This is a genomic window from Paenibacillus mangrovi, assembly GCF_022898935.1.
Lineage (GTDB): Bacteria > Bacillota > Bacilli > Paenibacillales > Paenibacillaceae > Paenibacillus_AQ > Paenibacillus_AQ mangrovi.
Map to the genome: position 1 here is coordinate 271,599 of NZ_JALIRP010000001.1, position 17,803 is coordinate 289,401.

General features: G+C 48.5%; 18 protein-coding genes. 8 read left to right on the forward strand and 10 right to left on the reverse strand.

Annotated features, from left to right (window positions below; translation table 11 throughout):
• The first annotated feature begins 3 nt into the window (after nucleotides 1-3).
• From MUG84_RS01160 to MUG84_RS01180, 5 genes are all read left to right on the forward strand, one after another.
• Nucleotides 4-1,482: a CapA family protein gene (locus MUG84_RS01160; RefSeq protein ID WP_244718163.1), complete on the forward strand. Its 1,479-nt coding sequence runs from the start codon at nucleotides 4-6 to the stop codon at nucleotides 1,480-1,482.
• A gap of 46 nt (nucleotides 1,483-1,528) precedes the next feature.
• Nucleotides 1,529-2,257, forward strand: a complete 729-nt coding sequence (locus MUG84_RS01165; protein ID WP_244718166.1) for a glycerophosphodiester phosphodiesterase — start codon at nucleotides 1,529-1,531, stop codon at nucleotides 2,255-2,257.
• Between the two features lie 28 nt (nucleotides 2,258-2,285).
• The gene (locus tag MUG84_RS01170; RefSeq protein ID WP_244718169.1) at nucleotides 2,286-2,906 is read left to right on the forward strand and encodes a fumarylacetoacetate hydrolase family protein; all 621 of its coding nucleotides are present in this window, start codon (nucleotides 2,286-2,288) and stop codon (nucleotides 2,904-2,906) included.
• A 2-nt stretch (nucleotides 2,907-2,908) separates the two neighbouring features.
• On the forward strand, nucleotides 2,909-3,709 hold the full coding sequence (locus MUG84_RS01175) for a DUF92 domain-containing protein (RefSeq protein ID WP_244720858.1): 801 nt from the start codon (nucleotides 2,909-2,911) through the stop codon (nucleotides 3,707-3,709).
• Between the two features lie 178 nt (nucleotides 3,710-3,887).
• Nucleotides 3,888-5,807 (forward strand): ABC-F family ATP-binding cassette domain-containing protein, encoded by a 1,920-nt coding sequence (locus MUG84_RS01180; protein WP_244718172.1) that lies wholly within the window; start codon nucleotides 3,888-3,890, stop codon nucleotides 5,805-5,807.
• A 101-nt stretch (nucleotides 5,808-5,908) separates the two neighbouring features.
• Here the strand turns inward: MUG84_RS01180 and MUG84_RS01185 are convergent, their stop codons facing one another.
• The 5 genes from MUG84_RS01185 to MUG84_RS01205 all read right to left on the reverse strand — a co-directional run bounded on the left by MUG84_RS01185 (nucleotide 5,909) and on the right by MUG84_RS01205 (nucleotide 9,802).
• Nucleotides 5,909-6,946, reverse strand: a complete 1,038-nt coding sequence (locus MUG84_RS01185) for a M42 family metallopeptidase (protein WP_244718175.1) — start codon at nucleotides 6,944-6,946, stop codon at nucleotides 5,909-5,911.
• Between the two features lie 26 nt (nucleotides 6,947-6,972).
• A complete protein-coding gene (locus MUG84_RS01190; RefSeq protein ID WP_244718179.1) occupies nucleotides 6,973-7,299 on the reverse strand; it encodes a LapA family protein in 327 nt (108 codons plus the stop codon).
• A 76-nt stretch (nucleotides 7,300-7,375) separates the two neighbouring features.
• Nucleotides 7,376-9,166, reverse strand: coding sequence for an oligoendopeptidase F (pepF, locus tag MUG84_RS01195; protein ID WP_244718183.1), 1,791 nt, complete (start codon nucleotides 9,164-9,166; stop codon nucleotides 7,376-7,378).
• Between the two features lie 208 nt (nucleotides 9,167-9,374).
• The gene (locus MUG84_RS01200; protein ID WP_244718187.1) at nucleotides 9,375-9,560 is read right to left on the reverse strand and encodes a hypothetical protein; all 186 of its coding nucleotides are present in this window, start codon (nucleotides 9,558-9,560) and stop codon (nucleotides 9,375-9,377) included.
• A gap of 8 nt (nucleotides 9,561-9,568) precedes the next feature.
• Complete coding sequence (locus MUG84_RS01205) at nucleotides 9,569-9,802, reverse strand: hypothetical protein (RefSeq protein WP_194231625.1); 234 nt, start codon at nucleotides 9,800-9,802, stop codon at nucleotides 9,569-9,571.
• Between the two features lie 163 nt (nucleotides 9,803-9,965).
• On the opposite strand from MUG84_RS01205, the gene MUG84_RS01210 reads away from it, so the two are divergent.
• Complete coding sequence (locus tag MUG84_RS01210; protein WP_127599896.1) at nucleotides 9,966-10,163, forward strand: cold shock domain-containing protein; 198 nt, start codon at nucleotides 9,966-9,968, stop codon at nucleotides 10,161-10,163.
• A 112-nt stretch (nucleotides 10,164-10,275) separates the two neighbouring features.
• Here MUG84_RS01210 and MUG84_RS01215 read toward each other — a convergent pair whose 3' ends face one another.
• Nucleotides 10,276-10,932 (reverse strand): lysoplasmalogenase, encoded by a 657-nt coding sequence (locus MUG84_RS01215; RefSeq protein WP_244718190.1) that lies wholly within the window; start codon nucleotides 10,930-10,932, stop codon nucleotides 10,276-10,278.
• A gap of 304 nt (nucleotides 10,933-11,236) precedes the next feature.
• Here MUG84_RS01215 and MUG84_RS01220 point away from each other — a divergent pair, with 304 nt between their 5' ends.
• Complete coding sequence (locus MUG84_RS01220; RefSeq protein ID WP_425313137.1) at nucleotides 11,237-12,268, forward strand: tetraprenyl-beta-curcumene synthase family protein; 1,032 nt, start codon at nucleotides 11,237-11,239, stop codon at nucleotides 12,266-12,268.
• Nucleotides 12,269-12,287: 19 nt separating this feature from the next.
• On the forward strand, nucleotides 12,288-13,256 hold the full coding sequence (pfkA, locus tag MUG84_RS01225) for a 6-phosphofructokinase (RefSeq protein WP_244718196.1): 969 nt from the start codon (nucleotides 12,288-12,290) through the stop codon (nucleotides 13,254-13,256).
• A 72-nt stretch (nucleotides 13,257-13,328) separates the two neighbouring features.
• Here the strand turns inward: pfkA and MUG84_RS01230 are convergent, their stop codons facing one another.
• The 4 genes from MUG84_RS01230 to MUG84_RS01245 all read right to left on the reverse strand — a co-directional run bounded on the left by MUG84_RS01230 (nucleotide 13,329) and on the right by MUG84_RS01245 (nucleotide 17,568).
• The gene (locus MUG84_RS01230) at nucleotides 13,329-14,693 is read right to left on the reverse strand and encodes an MATE family efflux transporter (RefSeq protein WP_244718199.1); all 1,365 of its coding nucleotides are present in this window, start codon (nucleotides 14,691-14,693) and stop codon (nucleotides 13,329-13,331) included.
• 174 nt (nucleotides 14,694-14,867) lie between these two features.
• On the reverse strand, nucleotides 14,868-16,043 hold the full coding sequence (locus MUG84_RS01235) for a putative glycoside hydrolase (protein WP_244718202.1): 1,176 nt from the start codon (nucleotides 16,041-16,043) through the stop codon (nucleotides 14,868-14,870).
• A 323-nt stretch (nucleotides 16,044-16,366) separates the two neighbouring features.
• Nucleotides 16,367-16,555 carry a hypothetical protein gene (locus tag MUG84_RS01240; protein ID WP_244718205.1) on the reverse strand — a complete coding sequence of 63 codons (189 nt, stop codon included), beginning with the start codon at nucleotides 16,553-16,555 and terminating at the stop codon, nucleotides 16,367-16,369.
• Between the two features lie 188 nt (nucleotides 16,556-16,743).
• The gene (locus MUG84_RS01245; RefSeq protein WP_244718208.1) at nucleotides 16,744-17,568 is read right to left on the reverse strand and encodes a YitT family protein; all 825 of its coding nucleotides are present in this window, start codon (nucleotides 17,566-17,568) and stop codon (nucleotides 16,744-16,746) included.
• Nucleotides 17,569-17,803: the final 235 nt, after the last annotated feature.

Below are 17,803 nucleotides of genomic sequence, written 5' to 3' on the forward strand. Positions count from 1 at the left end.
ACAATGTATCCGCCGAGATCACAGAAAAAACGTTCCGGTCAGAAGAACCGGAAATCAAGGCAAAGGCGTCTGTGGCTGACAATGAATGCCTCATTGCTTTTGATGATTGTCGTTCTATTATCCTACTATTTTATTAATGACAGACAGAGCGCAGCAGGAATGCAGTCGCCGAATCCGGCTCCTGCTGGTATAGAGAAGAAAGAGAACCCGCTGCAAGAACAGGGCTCCTCAGCTGAGACATCCTCTTCTCAGGATCATCATTCAACGAATGCTGCAGATCAGCCGGTTCAGAAGCCTGCCAAACAGTCGGTCAATCAGCCGGTCAAAGAGCCTGATAAGCAGCCGGCAAAAACAGACGTGGATGCCAAGAAGCAGGGTTCGAACCAGGACGGTAAAGACCAGTCATCTAATGATACCCATGATAAATCTCCGGCCGGAGATGAAGGAAATGCTGCAGAAGGCAGCAGCCAGAAGGACGCAAGCGTACCGGAAGAACAAAAGAGCATCGCTTCCGATAACGGCAAGGCCGTCACCATTAATTTTGTGGGCGATATGATCTTCTCAAGCAAGGTGGAGCAAGTTCTGGAGAAAAAAGGATATTCATATCCTTTCGCATATTTGGGAGATACATTCAAGAAGGATGATCTCACGCTTGGAAATCTGGAAACGCCAGTGACTACAGGCGGCGTGAGCGCCCAGAACAAACAGTATGTATTCAAATCCTCGCCTAAGGCGCTGGATGCCCTGCATGCCGCAGGTATGGATGTTGTCAATCTGGGCAATAACCATATCCTTGATCAAGGCGAGGTCGGTTTGCTGGATACGATCAAATATTTGGATCAAAGCGGCATTCAGTATGTGGGTGCAGGCAAGAATGCAGCGCGTGCTTATGAGCCGCAGTATTTCAAACGGGGCGGCATGACCATTGCCGTCGTAGGCTGCAGCCGGGTATATCCTGAGCCGAGCTGGGCGGCTGGAGACAACAAACCGGGTGTGGCGAGCGTTTATGATGGAAAAGGGTATCACGACCGCGTTATGACGACGATATCGAATGCCCGTAAGAAAGCGGACCTGGTGATTGTCATGACGCATTGGGGCATTGAAAGATCCCTGACGCCGAACGCCGTTCAGACCAAGCTTGCACATGATTTTGTAGACGCGGGAGCCGATCTGGTTATCGGCGGTCACCCGCATGTCCTACAGGGACTTGAGCAGTATAAAGGCAAGTGGATTGCATATAGTACAGGGAACTTTATTTTTACGAAATCCAGCACTCCCTCGACATGGAAAACAGCCGTGTTTCAAGCGACCTGTAAACCGAAATCCGGCTGCAGCATGAAGCTTACGCCTTACCATGCCGAGCTGGGTCAGCCGGTACCCATGAATGCCCAAGAGGGAAGCCAGCTGATGAAAGAGCTGCAGGGTTTATCCATCGGCGGCGTGAAAATCTCGAGTGATGGTGTAGTTACTCCGGGATCTTAAGCCCAATAATCTTATTGTTAATTAGCAAAAGTTTGGAGGGAGAAGGATGAATAATCTATGTGTGGCGCATCGTGGATTTTCCGGGAAAGCTCCGGAAAATACGATGGCTGCTTTTCGGATGGCTATTGCAGAACCTTATGTGCAGTGGATGGAAATTGATACCCAGCTTACGATAGACGGGATTCCTGTGGTCATACATGATTTTAGTCTGGATCGAACGACAAACGGCATTGGCAAGGTCAAGGATTATACGTGGCAGCAGATTCACCGCCTAGATGCAGGAAGCTGGAAGAGCAGAGACTTTCATGGGGAACGTGTTCCCTCATTGGAAGAGGTCCTTCGACTTAGCTGCGGCCGCGTGCACCTGAACATTGAGCTTAAAACCTCAGGGGATATGTATCCCGGGCTTGAGCAAGCGGTTATTGACCGGGTTGCTTCATATCACATGGAGCAGGATGTCGTGCTGACTTCTTTTGATACAGGCGCTCTGCTCAAGGCGAAGCAAATCAATCCGGATATTAAGACCGGCCTGATTATCGATGCCCGGCCCAAAGATTTGGTGGAGCGGCTGCAGTCTCTCAGATGCTCCTTCTTGTCGATCGGGTACTCTCACCTGGATCATGATCTTTTTGAACAGCTGAAAGCAGCAGGAATCACGGTCATGGCCTGGACGGTGGATGATACTAGACGCATGAATCGGCTGGCGAATATTTCCCCGGAAATTTTGATATGCACCAACCGCCCTGATGTGTGGAAAAAAACGTTTGTGTACTAGACATCATACTAAACTATCAAAGGATGATATGACGATGATTCATAACGTATATTGTGTGGGTCGTAACTATCAGCTTCATGCTGCAGAGCTTGGAAACGATGTACCTGATGAACCGATGATTTTCATGAAGCCGTCCCATGCAGCTGTTGAACTTGGAGGACAGACTTTAGTACTTCCGCAGGAAAAGGGAGAGGTTCATTATGAAGGAGAGATGGTTCTTCGCGTGAGCCGTTCCTATGAGCCAGGGGTTAAGGTAGATGATCTGGTGGACAAAATGGCGCTTGGCATTGATTTTACATTGCGGGATGTGCAAACGGTGATCAAGAAAAAAGGACATCCGTGGACGGCTGCCAAGGGCTTCAAAAATTCCGCGCCGATTTCCGCCTTTATCGAATTTCCTGGTGTAGCGGCAGCAGGGGAACAAAACTTTACGGTACATAAAAACGGCTCGGAGGTACAGCGCGGGAATATCAAAGATATGATTTTCTCACTGCAGGAGATCGTTGATTATATTGGCACCAATTATGGTCTTGGTGAAGGTGACGTGATTTTCACGGGCACGCCTGCTGGTGTCGGTCCTTGTGCTGCAGGAGACATGTTTGAACTCAGATGGGGAGACCAGCTTCTGGGAAGCTGCGTCATCGGCTGATGATGGATTGGCTGATTGGTGCGCTGTGCGCTCTTGTTGTCGCCGGGGGGGCTTTCTGGAAACGTTCTTTGACTCTGCCGGGGGCGGCAGCCGCCTTTATTATGGGCACCATCTATTTTGGCGCGGGGAATTTGCTGTGGTTTGGCATCCTGCTGGTTTTCTTTATTAGCTCCTCGCTGCTTTCGAAGTTCAAACAGGCCCACAAGGCGGAGCTGGAGAAGTCTTATGCCAAAACTGGCACACGGGATGCGGGTCAAGTATTCGCCAATGGCGGAGCCGGAATGTTGCTATGTATCCTGAACGCGGTATGGCCCCATCCAGGCTGGGTCTACGCCTATATCGGCGTGATGGCTGCCGCAACCGCAGATACTTGGGCGACGGAGTGGGGAGGACTCAGCCGGAGACAGCCGCGTTCTGTGCTTACCGGTAAAATCGTGCCTCCAGGTACCTCAGGCGGTGTCACCCTGCTAGGAAGTACAGCAGCAGCGCTTGGCGGCCTGATGATCGCTTTGTTTGGCTGGCTGTTTGCTGGATGGACCGGCATGGACCATCTGTTACTGGAATTTTTGCTGGCTGGCCTCACTGGTGGCCTCGTTGGCGCATTCGCTGACTCTTTTTTTGGAGCAACTCTGCAGGTTATGTACAGGTGTCCCGTGTGCGGGAAAGATGTCGAGGTGCTGACGCACTGCGGGCAGCCGACCCGGCATATCCGTGGCCAAGCCTGGATGAACAATGACGCGGTGAACTTTCTGTCGTCTTGCATTGGTGGACTGGCAGCATGGGCCATCTCACTTTTAGTGTAAATTCCTTAGCATTACAAATGATTTGTCAAACCGTCTTTTATATCACGAAGACGGTTTTTTGTTTGCTGAAAACTGCCGCCGAGCCTTAGCTTGTCCTTATGGTTTATATCAGTCCGGGCCATATGCTAAAATAGCATTATGTATTCTAATTCCAGAGAGATAAGTAGGGAAAATAAATATGAACATTATGACCGTTGAACATATATCCAAAAGCTACGGCGAAAAGATTTTGTTTGAGGATGCCTCTTTTGGTATGGAAGATCAGGATAAAATCGGTGTCGTCGGCGTAAACGGGACCGGAAAATCGACGTTTTTACGCGTTATTGCCGGCTTGGAGCAGCCGGATGCGGGCGGGATCTCCACCGGGAATCAGATCAGAGTCCGGTATCTGGCGCAAAATCCAGAGTTCAATCCGGGCAATACCGTGCTTCAGCAGGTGTTTGAGGGGAATGACCCTAAGCTGAAAATCGTTAGAGATTATACCGAAACTATGGAGCTACTTGAACTGAATCCGTCGGATACCGGGCTGCAGGAAAAGCTGCTGAAGTTGAATCAGCAAATGGACACACTGCAGGCTTGGCAGATGGAAAACGAAGCGAAAACGATTCTATCTAGGCTTGGGATCGTGAACTTTGAGGCAACCATGGGGTCACTGTCGGGTGGACAGCGTAAGCGTGTTGCTTTGGCCCAGGCCCTGATTGAACCATGCGAGCTATTGATCCTTGACGAGCCTACGAACCATATCGACAATGATTCCGTCATCTGGCTGGAGCAGTATTTGCAAAAGCGCCGCGGTGCACTGCTGATGATTACGCATGACCGTTATTTTCTGGACCGGGTAGCGAATGTCATGCTGGAGCTCGACCATGGACGGCTGTTCAGATATGAAGCCAATTACTCCAGATTTTTGGAGCTGAAAGCGGAGAGAGAAGAGCGGGAGGAAGCATCCGAGCAAAAAAGACAAAACCTGCTCCGGAATGAGCTGGCCTGGATCCGCCGCGGAGCGAAAGCCAGATCAACCAAGCAAAAGGCGCGGATCGACCGTTTTGAAGCGCTGAAGGATCAGCAGGGTCCAACTCGCAGCGGTTCCGTCGACATGGCTGCGGCCTCCACGCGTCTGGGACGCAAAATCATCGAGCTGGAGCATCTCGGCAAAAAGGCCGGGGATAAGGTTCTGATTCATGATCTGAACTATATCAGCGTTCCTGGAGACCGAGTGGGTATCGCCGGACCGAACGGAAGCGGTAAGTCGACGCTGCTGAATATGATATCCGGTAGACTTGCGCCGGATGAAGGCGAGGTCATAACAGGCACAACGGTTAAAATTGGCTACTTCACCCAAGAGCATCAGGATATGGACGGCAGTATGCGTGTGATCGAATACATCAAGGAAGAGGCTGAGGTGATTCGCTCCGATGATGGCAGCAGCATTACAGCCTCCCAGATGCTCGAACGGTTTCTGTTCCCGCCTGTGATGCAGTGGACACCGATTTCCAGACTGTCCGGGGGTGAAAAGCGCCGTCTTTATTTGCTCCGGGTGCTGATGTCCGCACCAAACGTACTCCTCCTGGACGAACCGACCAACGATTTGGACATTCAGACGCTCGCCGTACTGGAGGATTACTTGGATGATTTCCCTGGCGTTGTCTTCGTGGTTTCCCATGACCGTTATTTCCTGGACCGCACCGTGGATAAGATCATGGCCTTCGAAGGAGAAGGACGTATCCGTGTTCATGTCGGCAACTATACGGAATACAGCGAATGGATGGCTAAAAATAGTGAACCGGCGGCTGCGGAGCGTTCAACCGAGAAGTCAAAGCCGGCTGCACAATCCGCCCCTGAAGCGGCTCCGCGTGAAAAGATGAAATTCAGTTACAAGGAGCAGCGGGAATATGAGCAAATCGACGAATTGATCGAGGCCTGTGAAAATAAGCTGGCAGGCATTCAGAAAAAGATGGAGGAGTCCTTCAGCGATTCGGCTCTGCTGCAAGAGCTGCTGCAAAAGCAGCAGGAAACCGAGCAGGAGCTGGAGCATCTGATGGAGCGATGGACGTATTTGAACGAGCTTGCCGAGAAAATTGAAGCAAGCAAAAACTGACATTGAATTTGGCTTCTTGCATCCATAAAGTAACGGCTGTCCGGTCATGATGACCAGACAGCCGTTTTTTTAAGATAAAAGCGGTTATAAATTTCAAGAATCTATGCTCTTACATAAGCCGCGAGGAGTTTAGTTGTGTTGAATACCGCCTGCTTATGGGTGCGTTCCATTGCATGGGACGCGTGGACGCCTGGACCAATGAGCGCAGCGCGGATATTGTTGCCTGCGGACATAGCAGCTGAAGCATCTGAACCGTAATGAGGGTAGATATCCACCGCAAACGGAATGCTTTCCGCTTTAGCCAGTTCAATCAATTTACTGGTCATATCATAATCATAAGGGCCTGAGGAGTCTTTCGCACAGATGGACACGTCGGTTTCCTTGCAGCTGAGATCATCGCCAATGCAGCCCATATCAACAGCGATCATTTCATCGATGTCGGATGGAATGAAGGCAGCGCCATGACCGACTTCCTCGTAGTTGGAGATGAGGAATTTCAGATTGTATTTGGGCTTCCAGTTTTCGCGTTTCATCGATTCCAGCAGGCCGAAGAGAGCCGCAACGCTTGCTTTGTCATCAATATGGCGGGATTTCACAAAACCGCTCTCTGTAATTACCGCACGAGAATCAAACGATACGAAGTCGCCCACGGAAATGCCCAGCTTCAGCACATCATCCTTGGAATGAACCAGCTCGTCGATGCGGACCTCCATGTGATCCTCTTGACGCTTGAAATCACGGGCATCGCTGTAGACATGAACCGAAGGATGCGTACTCAAAATCGTTCCGGTGTAGGTTTTGCCGCTGCGGGTATGGATGACGCAGTATTCGTTTTCGATGCTGTTCATCATAAATCCGCCAACGCTCGTAAGCCGCAGCGTGCCTTCGGATTTTATCGCACGAACCATGGCACCCAGTGTATCCACGTGAGCGCTAAGGCCAATGGTGCGGGAACTGTCCGTGCCCTGAGCTTCGAGAATCGCACCACCTTTTTGGTTCCAGGACAGCTTGACGCCTAAGGAAGAGGCCTCCTGTTCAACAAGCTTCATCACTTGCGCCGTGAAACCGCTTGGACTTGGGGTATCGAGCAGTTTTTTTAAAAAAGTTAATATGTATTCTTCATTCGGTTGTATTGACATGGTCATATCCTCCTTGTAAGAAGCATTTAGTTCGGAAGTTGATCTTTTTCCTTGGCAAGCGTACTACTTGGTTCTTCCGGAATTGGGGCAGTATAGCCGGTTTCGTTCTGAATATGTGTGAGCTGCGAAGTGAGAAGCTTAATTTCCTTTTGCAGCTTAAATTGTCTAAAGATACCGTAAGACCCGACGATGATTCCGCCGATAAGTGTACAGCCGAGGATCAGCAGAATCAGCGGAATATCGACTTTACTGAACATAAAATTGACACTTACCGGCTCCACGTTGATGACGGCAAAGATAGCGGTCAAAAGCGCAAATACCAGTCCGGCAATAAGTGACCACTGGATTTTCATACAGACACCTCCTTTTACAAACAGTATAAAATCCCTTGACCACTACGGACAAGGGATTTTATGCCATGAAACAACTTTATTTCGTCATTTGCTCCAATTGTTCGATGACATTTTCAAAGACACTCATAGCTTCGCGGATTGGCTGCGGCGAAGACATGTCGACGCCCGCCTTTTTCAGGATGTTGATCGAGAAGTCGCTGCCGCCGCTCTTCAGGAAGCCGAGGTAACGATCCACGGCAGGCTGGCCTTCCTCCAAAATTTGCTTGGAGAAGCTTGTTGCGGCAGAGAACCCGGTTGCGTACTTATACACATAGAAGCTGTTGTAGAAGTGAGGGATGCGGGCCCATTCCATTTCGATATCTTTATCTACAGCCATGCCCTTGCCATGGTATTTCATGTTCAAATCATAATAAATTTCCGACAGCGCCTGCGGCGTCAATGCCTCGCCTGATTCAGCGCGCTCATGAATGAGCTTTTCGAACTCGGCGAACATGGTTTGACGGAATACTGTTGTACGGAACTGGTCTGCATAGTACGTCAACAGATACATTTTTTCCTTCGGATCCGTTGATTTCTTCAACAGGTAATCCATCAGGAGTGCTTCATTGGTCGTCGAAGCCACCTCGGCCAAGAAAATGGTATATTGTGCATCCCGGTATGGAAGGGTATTGTCCGAGTAATAGGAATGCAGCGCATGACCCATTTCATGAGCGAGTGTAAACATGCTGTTCAGATTGTCCTTATGATTGAGCAGCACGAACGGGTGCGTGCCGTATGCTCCCCAGCTGTATGCGCCGGTGCGTTTGTTTTCATTTTCATATACGTCAATCCATTTGTTGTCAAAGCCTTCCTGCAGCGATTTCAGGTAATCCTGCCCCAGCGGCTTGAGACCTTCGGCAACGGTTTTCTTAGCTTCATCATATGTAATATCCATTTTGTATTCTTCCACAAGCGGAGCAAACAGATCATACATATGAAGCTCATCGACGCCGAGCAGCTTTTTGCGCAGATTCATGTATCTGTGGAGAAGCGGTAGGCTTTCATGGATGGTGTCGATCAGGTTCGTGTACACTTCCTTCGGAATATTGTCGCCGTAGAGGGACATTTCCAGGACGGAAGGATATTTCCGCACATTCGAATAGAATATGTTTTTGTTTACGTTCGCGTTCAACGTGGCGGCAATGGTGTTTTTCTGCTTGGAGTAAGTCGCGTACACGGCTTTGAATGCGCGTTCGCGAACTTCGCGGTTCGGGCTCTCCAGGAACTGGATGTAGTTGCCGTGGGTCAGCTCGACTTCCTTGCCTTCTTCGTTTTTGATTTTTGGAAACTTGAGGTCCGCGTTGTTCAGCATACCGAAAATCGTTTGCGGCGCCTGGGACAGGTTGCCGACCTGCGCAAGCAGTGCTTCTTCGTTTTTGGACAGGATATGTGCTTTTTCACGCTTCATTTCGGTAAGAGTGAATTTGTAAGCGGCCAGTTCCGGATCTGCAATGAACGCATCGAGCTTGTCGTCCGCAAGGGACAGGATTTCAGGCGTAACGAAAGACAGTGCCTCGCCAACCTGCACGTTCATTTTTTTTGCTTTTTGTGAAAGAGCCTGGTATGTAGGATTTGCTGTATCTTCGTCATGATGTAAATGCGCGTAAATGTAAAGGCGTTCGGTCTTGAGGGAAATCTCGTCTTCCAGTGCGAAGCAGGCTCTAACAGATTTTGCGTTATCCAACTTGCCCTGGAATTCAGCCATTTTCTTTACTTCCTGCTGCAGCTCGGCATAAGTCTGATCCCAGGCTTTCTGACCGCCTACCAAGTCCTCCACATTCCATTTGTTCTCTTCAGCTACTTCAGAGCGCTTCAATAATTGTTCCATGGGAATCCTCCTTAAATGTTGGGATGAAAAGGCATGGGTTCCACTTGACGAAACCGCCGGAGGAAAGAGGGGAACCGCACCCACAGTGAACGCGAATGCGATGGCAAGTCTAAACGTCTTGTTGAAGTTCACAAGCAGGGAACCTCCTTATCTAGGAAAGATACCCCTTAGTATGAACTTTTCCCCATAAAAATATTTACACTTTCCTTTAAGGGTTGGAACCCATGTTGAAGAAACTGTATAGAATAAGGAAAAAGGCAAACAGGATCATGACGACAGCAATGCTGGCCATACCCCGTTTCAGCTTCTCTGGAACCGAGTTTCTCATCATAATGAGAACGGCTCCAAGACAGAATGAGGAAATAATGAAGATCAGAGTGCTATTGGATTCCATTTGAAGGACTATACTCCTTTAAAGGCGGCCATGATCGAACGCCATTCTTCCATATTGTCTTCGTATTCTTCTTTGGGGAAGCGGGTTTCAGCCCACTGCATGAGAGCCGGGCGGCTCATGAAGGTGTGCGTTTCCTCGCCCCACTGATCGGAGATCTCCCGAAGAACGATATATCGGCCTTGAACTTCGACGGTCATCATGTTCCATTTGTCTTTTTTGTATATTTCATGTTTTTTGATCATATGCATTCTCCGTTTAGTCTTTTGGTAAAATGATACCGCAGAGGAAGCTCCAAAAGCAAATAAAAAGATGCAATCCCAAAAAAGAGCGATTGCATTGTCAAGATGCATGAAGTATAATGTACTTATTCGCCACATATGGCGGTATTTTTAGGAGGTTGTTCATTTGAAAGGTACAGTTAAATGGTTTAATGCAGAAAAAGGCTATGGCTTTATTCAAGTTGAAGGCGGCGAGGACGTATTCGTACATTTCTCCGCAATTCAAGGCGACGGATTCAAAACTTTGGACGAAGGTCAAGAAGTTGAATTCGAAATCACTGAAGGCAACCGTGGCCCTCAAGCTGCAAACGTAACTAAATTATAAGATCGACTCCGTGTAACGGATTTCTTATAGCTTTGGTTAAATAAAAGCCTATAAAGCACAGTTCTCATCAAGAGAACTGTGCTTTTTTGTATTTGATTCAGGCAGTGGGGAGTCAAACCTGCAACTCCCTATAATTGTCATTTTCCTTACCGGAAAGACGTGCTTTGTAGCCAATGCTGCTTGCAATCAGAAACTGGGCGGCATAATAAGTTGTCATGATCCAAACGTCCGAGTATTTAATATCCGAGATGAACATGTTCCATGAGAGAATGGAGTCGGAAGCCATGAACAGGACTGCACCGCAGCTGGCCGGCAGATTGCCGGACATAATGGCGAAAAATCCCATCAATGAAATGACGATCAGGTATAACATGACGGGAAGTATCAATCCATCATTGCCGCTGCTCTGTAGGCTGTGAAACAGCTTCCACGCCATATAGGAGGCAAAACATGCGATAGGGATAATGGAGATGATCCGAACGCGTGAAAATGTCCAGCGGATGGTAAAGGCAGACAGGTAGAACAAATGACCTACAAGAAAAGCGGATAAACCAATGAGGAACCATTGTATAAGACCGTCACCCATCATGCAGAAGAAGAGACCTGACAATGTCAGCCATACATATTTACTTTTGGCGGCAGGCGCTCGCAAATAGCCGTAAATCAGAATCAAAGCCATAGGGATCAGCTTGAACGGAATGCTATGAAGCAGAAATATATACAGCAGTCCCATGATGAGAATGGCAGCGGGCAGCAGCCGTTTTAACATACTTTAGACCTCCTTGAATAGGAATCTGTTAAATTTTAAAATGATTTCGGCATGTACTGAAAATATTCCTTTTTTATTTGCTAGAACGCTTACATGCAGTATCCAAGGGAATGAAAACCCTTTCTACACATTGTATTTCTGGCTTTTACCTTCCATGACGTGATCTAGTTTATTTGTGCTATTTTCAGGTCCATATTATAATAAAGACATTAGGATAGATACAAGTAGACAACAATGTGGAGGCACCGTCTTGAATGAAAATGGGCAAAGTCAATATCAAGTTCCCCGGAACCCTATAAGCTTGATGGGACGGGTCTATAAGCATATTTTGCCGGAAGTTAGGAAGGAATTGGACGGTTGGCGCAAGGCCGCTGGACAAATCCCGGATCCCGAGCTTCGGAAGCAAGCACTTGCCAGCATTGAAACCAAGCAGTTTCATTGTGAAGGTGGGGGCATCTATGCTGCCGTCCCATTGCCGGACAGATTGGTTCTGACCAAACTAATTGTTGCTTATCAGACGATTAGCGACTACCTGGATAATTTATGCGACCGCAGTACCTCCATGGATCAGGCTGATTTCAGGCTTCTTCATCAATCCATGCTGGATGCTACCGATCCGGAGGCGGAGACGGTAAATTATTACGCGCTTCGCCAGGAGCAAAATGACGGGGGGTATTTGCACAGCCTGGTAACGACATGCCAGAGCTGTATCCGTCAGCTTCCCGGCTATTCAGCGGCCATGCCTTACATCCGGGATTTAGCGGGCCTGTATACCGACCTGCAGGTCTACAAGCATATCAAGCCCGAACTCAGGGAGCAGGCACTGCTGGACTGGTGGGAGCTTCACCGTGAACGGACCCCCCATCTCCAGTGGAATGAATTTGCTGCAGCCACGGGCTCTACACTGGGCGTATTTATGCTGTTTCTTGCCGCGAGCGACAGGCACTTGAACGATACGGCTGCGGCCTCCATTCATGCGTCATACTTTCCACATGTTTGCTGTCTGCACATTATGCTGGATTACCTGATTGATCAGGAAGAGGATCGGCTTGGCGGAGATCTTAATTTTTGCAATTATTATGATTCTCCCGAGAGTATGCTGGACCGGATTGCCTTGATTGTGGAATCGGCACGCAAGGATGTATCATCCATTCCTGTACCGCCGTTTCACCGGATGATCATTGAGGGATTACTGGCAATCTATTTGTCCGATCCGAAAGTCAGCGAGCAGCAGGAAGTTCGCTCCGTATCCAAACGCTTGATGAAGGGAAGTCCGCTTACCCGGCTCTTCTTCTTCGTCAACAGCCGCTGGATCCGCAAACATTTGTATGAGTGATTACGAGGAGGAATTTTTCATGACAGTGAAAAAGATAGCAGTATTAACCAGTGGCGGAGACTCCCAAGGGATGAACGCGGCAGTTCGTTCAGTTGTCCGCAGCGGGCTTTATTACGGACTTGAAGTATATGGCATTCAGCGCGGTTACCAAGGATTATTAAACGATGATATTTTTTCAATGGATCTGCGCAGCGTAGGAGACATCATTCAGCGAGGCGGAACGGTCTTGCAGTCGGCACGTTGCAAGGAGTTCATGACACCCGAAGGACAGCAGAAGGGCGCTGAAATCCTGCGCAAGCACGGTATTGACGGCCTGGTTGTAATCGGCGGCGACGGATCTTACCATGGTGCCAACAAGCTGAGCAAGCTCGGCATCAAAACCATGGCACTGCCTGGCACCATTGACAACGACATCTCCTTCACGGACTTCACCATTGGATTCGATACCGCCGTGAGCATCGTCGTAGACGCAGTGAACAAACTGCGCGATACGATGTCCTCCCATGAACGCTCCTCAATCGTTGAGGTTATGGGTAGACACTGCGGTGATATCGCCCTTTATGCAGGTCTGGCTTCCGGCGCGGAGACTATCCTCGTACCTGAGGTTCCGCATGACATGGACGAAATTACCGAACGGATGAAGCAGAACTTTGCTCATGGCAAACGCCACAGCATTGTGATCGTTGCTGAAGGTGTAGGTAGCGGGGAAGATGTAGCCAAAGCGCTCACAGACCGCTGTCCGACGCTCGAGCCGCGTGTTACGGTGCTCGGTCATATCCAGCGCGGTGGTACGCCAACGCCTGCTGACCGGAATCTGGCCAGCCGTCTAGGCGATTTTGCTGTTCGCAAGCTTATTGAGGGCGAGTCCTGTAAAGCCTGCGGAATTATTAAAGGTGAGCTTGTTCTTACGGACATCGATAAGGTGGTTAACAGCAAGAAAGATTTCAACATGGAATTGTACGAATTGGCATCCCGGTTGTCCCAATAATCAGGAGCTTGCTATGTTATAGCAAAAAGCCTTGCAGAGAATCCTCTCTGACAAGGCTTTTTTGTGTATATGTTATGCGGCCACAGTGATGCTTTCCGAATGTGTCCGTTGAACCTTGATCAGCCGTGCCAGTAGCAGAACCGCGCCGACGGCGAGCCCTGTGATGAGTCCGATCCAGAAACCGTAGGCTCCAAGCGTAGTATAGGTGGCCAGCAGGTAACCGATCGGAAGACCGATAACCCAGTAAGAGATAAAGGTAATGATGAATGCGGGATTCACGTCCTTGTATCCACGCAGCGCCCCCTGAACCGGAGTTGCAATCGCATCGGATATTTGAAAGAAGATCGCATAGATCAGAAAATGCTGGGTCAACGCAATCACGTTGCTTTCATCCGAATATAGTCCTGCAACGAACTTTCCTGCCGCGAGCAGCACCACGGCCGTCACGAGCGACAAGGCTATGGCGGAACCGATCCCTAGGATGCTGTACTGGCGCGCGTCCTTAAGCCGTCCGGAGCCTTTTTCAAAGCCGACCAGAATGGTAAGCGCCATGCTGATGCTGAGCGGAATCATATACAGTGTTGTAGCAAAATTCATGGCTGCCTGATGTGCAGCGATCGTAATGGTGTCAAATCGGCTCATAAGCAGGGTCGTAGCCGCAAAAACCGCCGTTTCGAAGAAAATAGAAAAGCCGATCGGCACCCCGATTTTCAGAAGCTCCTTCCATACTTTCAGAGATACCCCGTGAAAGGTACGGAAGATGCCAAAGGAAGCGAAGGGCTTAAGACGGGTCACGAAGATGACCGAGATGATAAAGACGCACCAATACGTAATCGCGGACGCGATCCCTGCTCCGGCGCCTCCAAGCCGCGGAAATCCCCAGTTGCCGAAGATGAGCAGGTAGTTGAGAAAAATATTGATTGGCAGGGAAATCAGCGTAATGGTCATGGAAATTCTCGTTTGACCAAGAGCATCGATAAAACTTCGCAGCACCGTATAGCCAAACATCGGAATAATGCCGATCGAAAGATAGCTCAGAAAATGCAGTGCAATGCTCCGGACATGTTCATCGAGATCCATGCTGCCGAGAATCGTCGGGACCAGGAGACTTCCTGCGACCAGAATGGCAACGGCCAGTATGAGTGCAAGCCACAAGCCCTGCATCACATGAAAAGCGACCTTTTTGGCTTGGCCCCCGCCCATGAGGTGTGAAACAATGGGCGTCATGCCCATTAAAATACCGCTCAGACCGGTTTGCAGCGGCACCCACAGGCTCGAGCCAATCGCGACGCCGGCCAAATCGGTGGAACTGGCCTTACCCGACATGTTCGTATCGAAAAAGGTAATGGCGGAAAGGGCGATTTGGGTGATGAGTATGGGCAGTAAAATAACGAGAAACTGTTTTGATTTTTGCTGAAGCGATAATGTTGGTTTCATCAAGATGTCCTCACAGTAATTGATTTCTGACATGATGCAATAGTCTATTGTAGAATATAAGCTCTTATTTGAACAGGAAAACTCCGAAGAGCTAGCAGAGCGTGTGAAGGATATATGCGATTAAAATATAAAAACCCGGCTTGATCAACCGGGCTTTACGTATTGGCGCGATGCTTATTTGTAATCTACTCCCTGGGAATAACGATTGGTCGCATTCCAGAGCAGGTATTCATCGACATTCATGTCCTTCAAGGCGCGGATCTGTTCCTCGACTTCGGTCTTGCCGTATTTTATATAGTGTCCGCTGCCAAGCCAGCTCGCCGTAAAATCCTGAATCCATGGACGCACGATCGGCTTTTGGTCCTCAAGCGGAGTCAGCTTTTTAATCGTGTCCGACATTGAGCCTTTGATGGTTTTGTACGGCTCTTTGTCGGGATCCTTGGCACCAAACCAGCCTTGGGTGTAGTGACTTGGGTATACCATCGGACTGATGACATCGACGTTTTCGGAGATTTTGTTAAAGTCCTGTCCGATTCCCTCTGCCGCCGGCACAGAAGCCGCATAACCGAAAATATCAACGGATACACGGACACCGAGTGGAGCTAGCTGTTTGCGCGCATATTGAACGAATTCGGCTACGGTATCCACACGGGATTTTCCGTTCTTGATGTATTTCAATGAATCAGCGCGCTTTTCAAAGCCTTCAGGAAAACGAACGTAATCGAACTGGATTTCCTTAAATCCGAGCTTGGCCGCTTCTTTGGCAATTTCTATGTTGTAATCCCATACTTCTTTGCTGAACGGATTGACGAAGCTATCGCCTTTGCCATTTTTCCATACGGTCCCATCATTGTTAACAAAGGAAAGATCAGGACGTTTTTTAGCAAGAACCGTATCTTTGAATACGACAACGCGCGCAATCGGATAAACATTATGTTCTTTCAGACGATCCATCAGCCCGTGAATATCATGGATAAACGGCTGTGGATTACCCATTTTGATCAGGCCCGGGTTGTCCGTCTTATAGGTTATGTATCCAGCGTCGTCTTTGATGTCGATTACCATCGCGTTCAGTTCTGTATTGTCCATTAGATCGATAAGCTGGTTCATTCGGGAGCCGCCGGCGCTATATGCCGTCACGTATACACCTTTGACCTTGGGAGCGGTCGTCTGGGGATCAACTTTGACTGGTGGATTGTCAGCGCTTACGGTAATGTCTTTTTGCTGGGAAGTGATGATGGCTGAGTTAATGGATGACTCAATGATTTTGGCGACTTGATGATTGTCGTTCTGCGGATGATGAGCCGCGCTGCTGCCCAAAATGATCAGCAGAGCCCAGATGATATTCATAACAATTCTCTCCCTTGTTAGCGTTCACATAACTGATTATATAAAAACAAATAAGCTTAAAAACAACAGGTTTGTAACAATTTGGAGGAGTTCTTCGAATAGAGGCTATACCTCCTGTTTTAATAAACCGAATGGCTTTGACTTTAACCTTTTTGGTATCCTGTAGCTTTACCTGTAAGCACTGGAAATACGTATGCAGCAAGGGATTGGCAAAATTTTTACTTTATTGAGAAGTTAGGAAAAAACAAAAATGCCGCCAGCTTTTCAGTGTGAATTAGTGACTGAAAAACGGACGGCATGATCCATCTTATACTTCCGAACGATTAATGAAGAGGCGCAGAGCTTTGATGTTCACAGATACTGTACTGGATAATCTCCATAGCATCGTCCTGTTCCAGGATACCCAGTCCGTCCCGCAGCACAATGAGTGAATTCAGTTCATTGTGCTTCAAGAAAGGCATCATATCAGGGAACCACTTCATGACGATTTGGGACAATTTTACCGTTTCCATTTCCACAAAAATCACCCTTTCCTCTCAAGATTCTTTAAGCCCTAATACTCTAAAGCCAAGGAGAATCGGAAAAGCGTTTAAGTGCTTTGGAAAAATCGGGTCGATCCTAATCTCATGGAACTCATGCAGGAACCGCGCACCATTAATATACCACAAAACACATCTTATTTACACAGCGCTCCTGAAAATCAGCTTCTGCGGAAGGAGCCCATGACGCCGACCGTTTCGACAATGTTGACGAAGGCTTTGGGATCCGTCTGTTTGATGATCCGTTTCAGCTCCTGAAGCTCGTAACGGGTGGTCACCGTCATCAGCATGTCCTTGGGCTCATGGGAAAAGGCGCCTTCGGTTTTGATTTTGGTTACGCCCCGCGGCCGCACCAGCAGCTGCTCTAGTAGGGCTTCCGTTTCATTGGTGACAATGTATACAGTAACCTTGAAATGGCTGACATGAATCATATCCACCACTTTGCCGGTAACAAAAATCGATACCATGGAAGCGAGGGCAAGGTTCCAGTCCTTTTGTAGATAACCTGCCGCAAGAATGACGAGACCATTCATCGCAACGAGCACACTACCGACAGGAAAATCACGGTAACGCGTCACGATGGAACCGACGATGTCAAATCCGCCCGAGGAACCACCTGCCCGGAAAGAAATGCCTGCCCCAATGCCTACCAACACCCCGCCAAATACAGCGGCAAGCAGCGAATCGGAGGCAAGAGGCTGAACCGGTACGATAGCGATGAACCAGGTGGTAGCAACAACGGACAGAATGCTGAGGACGATAAATCTTTTCCCGAGCAAAAACCAACCTGCAACAAGGATCGGAACATTAAACACAAAGTATAAAATGCTGAGATCCACGGGCGTGAAATAATTGACCAGCATGGATAGACCGGATACGCCGCCGCTGAGCAGCTGATGTGGAACGAGGAAAAGATTGAATCCGCAAGCGATGAGCGCGGCACCAAAGATGACAATGAGATATTTCCAGATGTTGCTAAGCCGCAAAATGCTCCACCTCTATTTCACGTGTAATTTTTTTTGAATAAAAGGGTTTTTTACCTTTGTTTCCAAGCAGCTGGTTTTTGTATTTTGATTTGTGATATAATGTATTGGATGTTCTTGAGTAGGCTTGTACAATAGTATTATTTTGACATTGTTTCAGGAGAAAAATTACCGTTTACTAAAATCTGTAGGCTGTTTTTCCCCTGGATAAACGCTATAGAGAATTTAAGCCATGCAA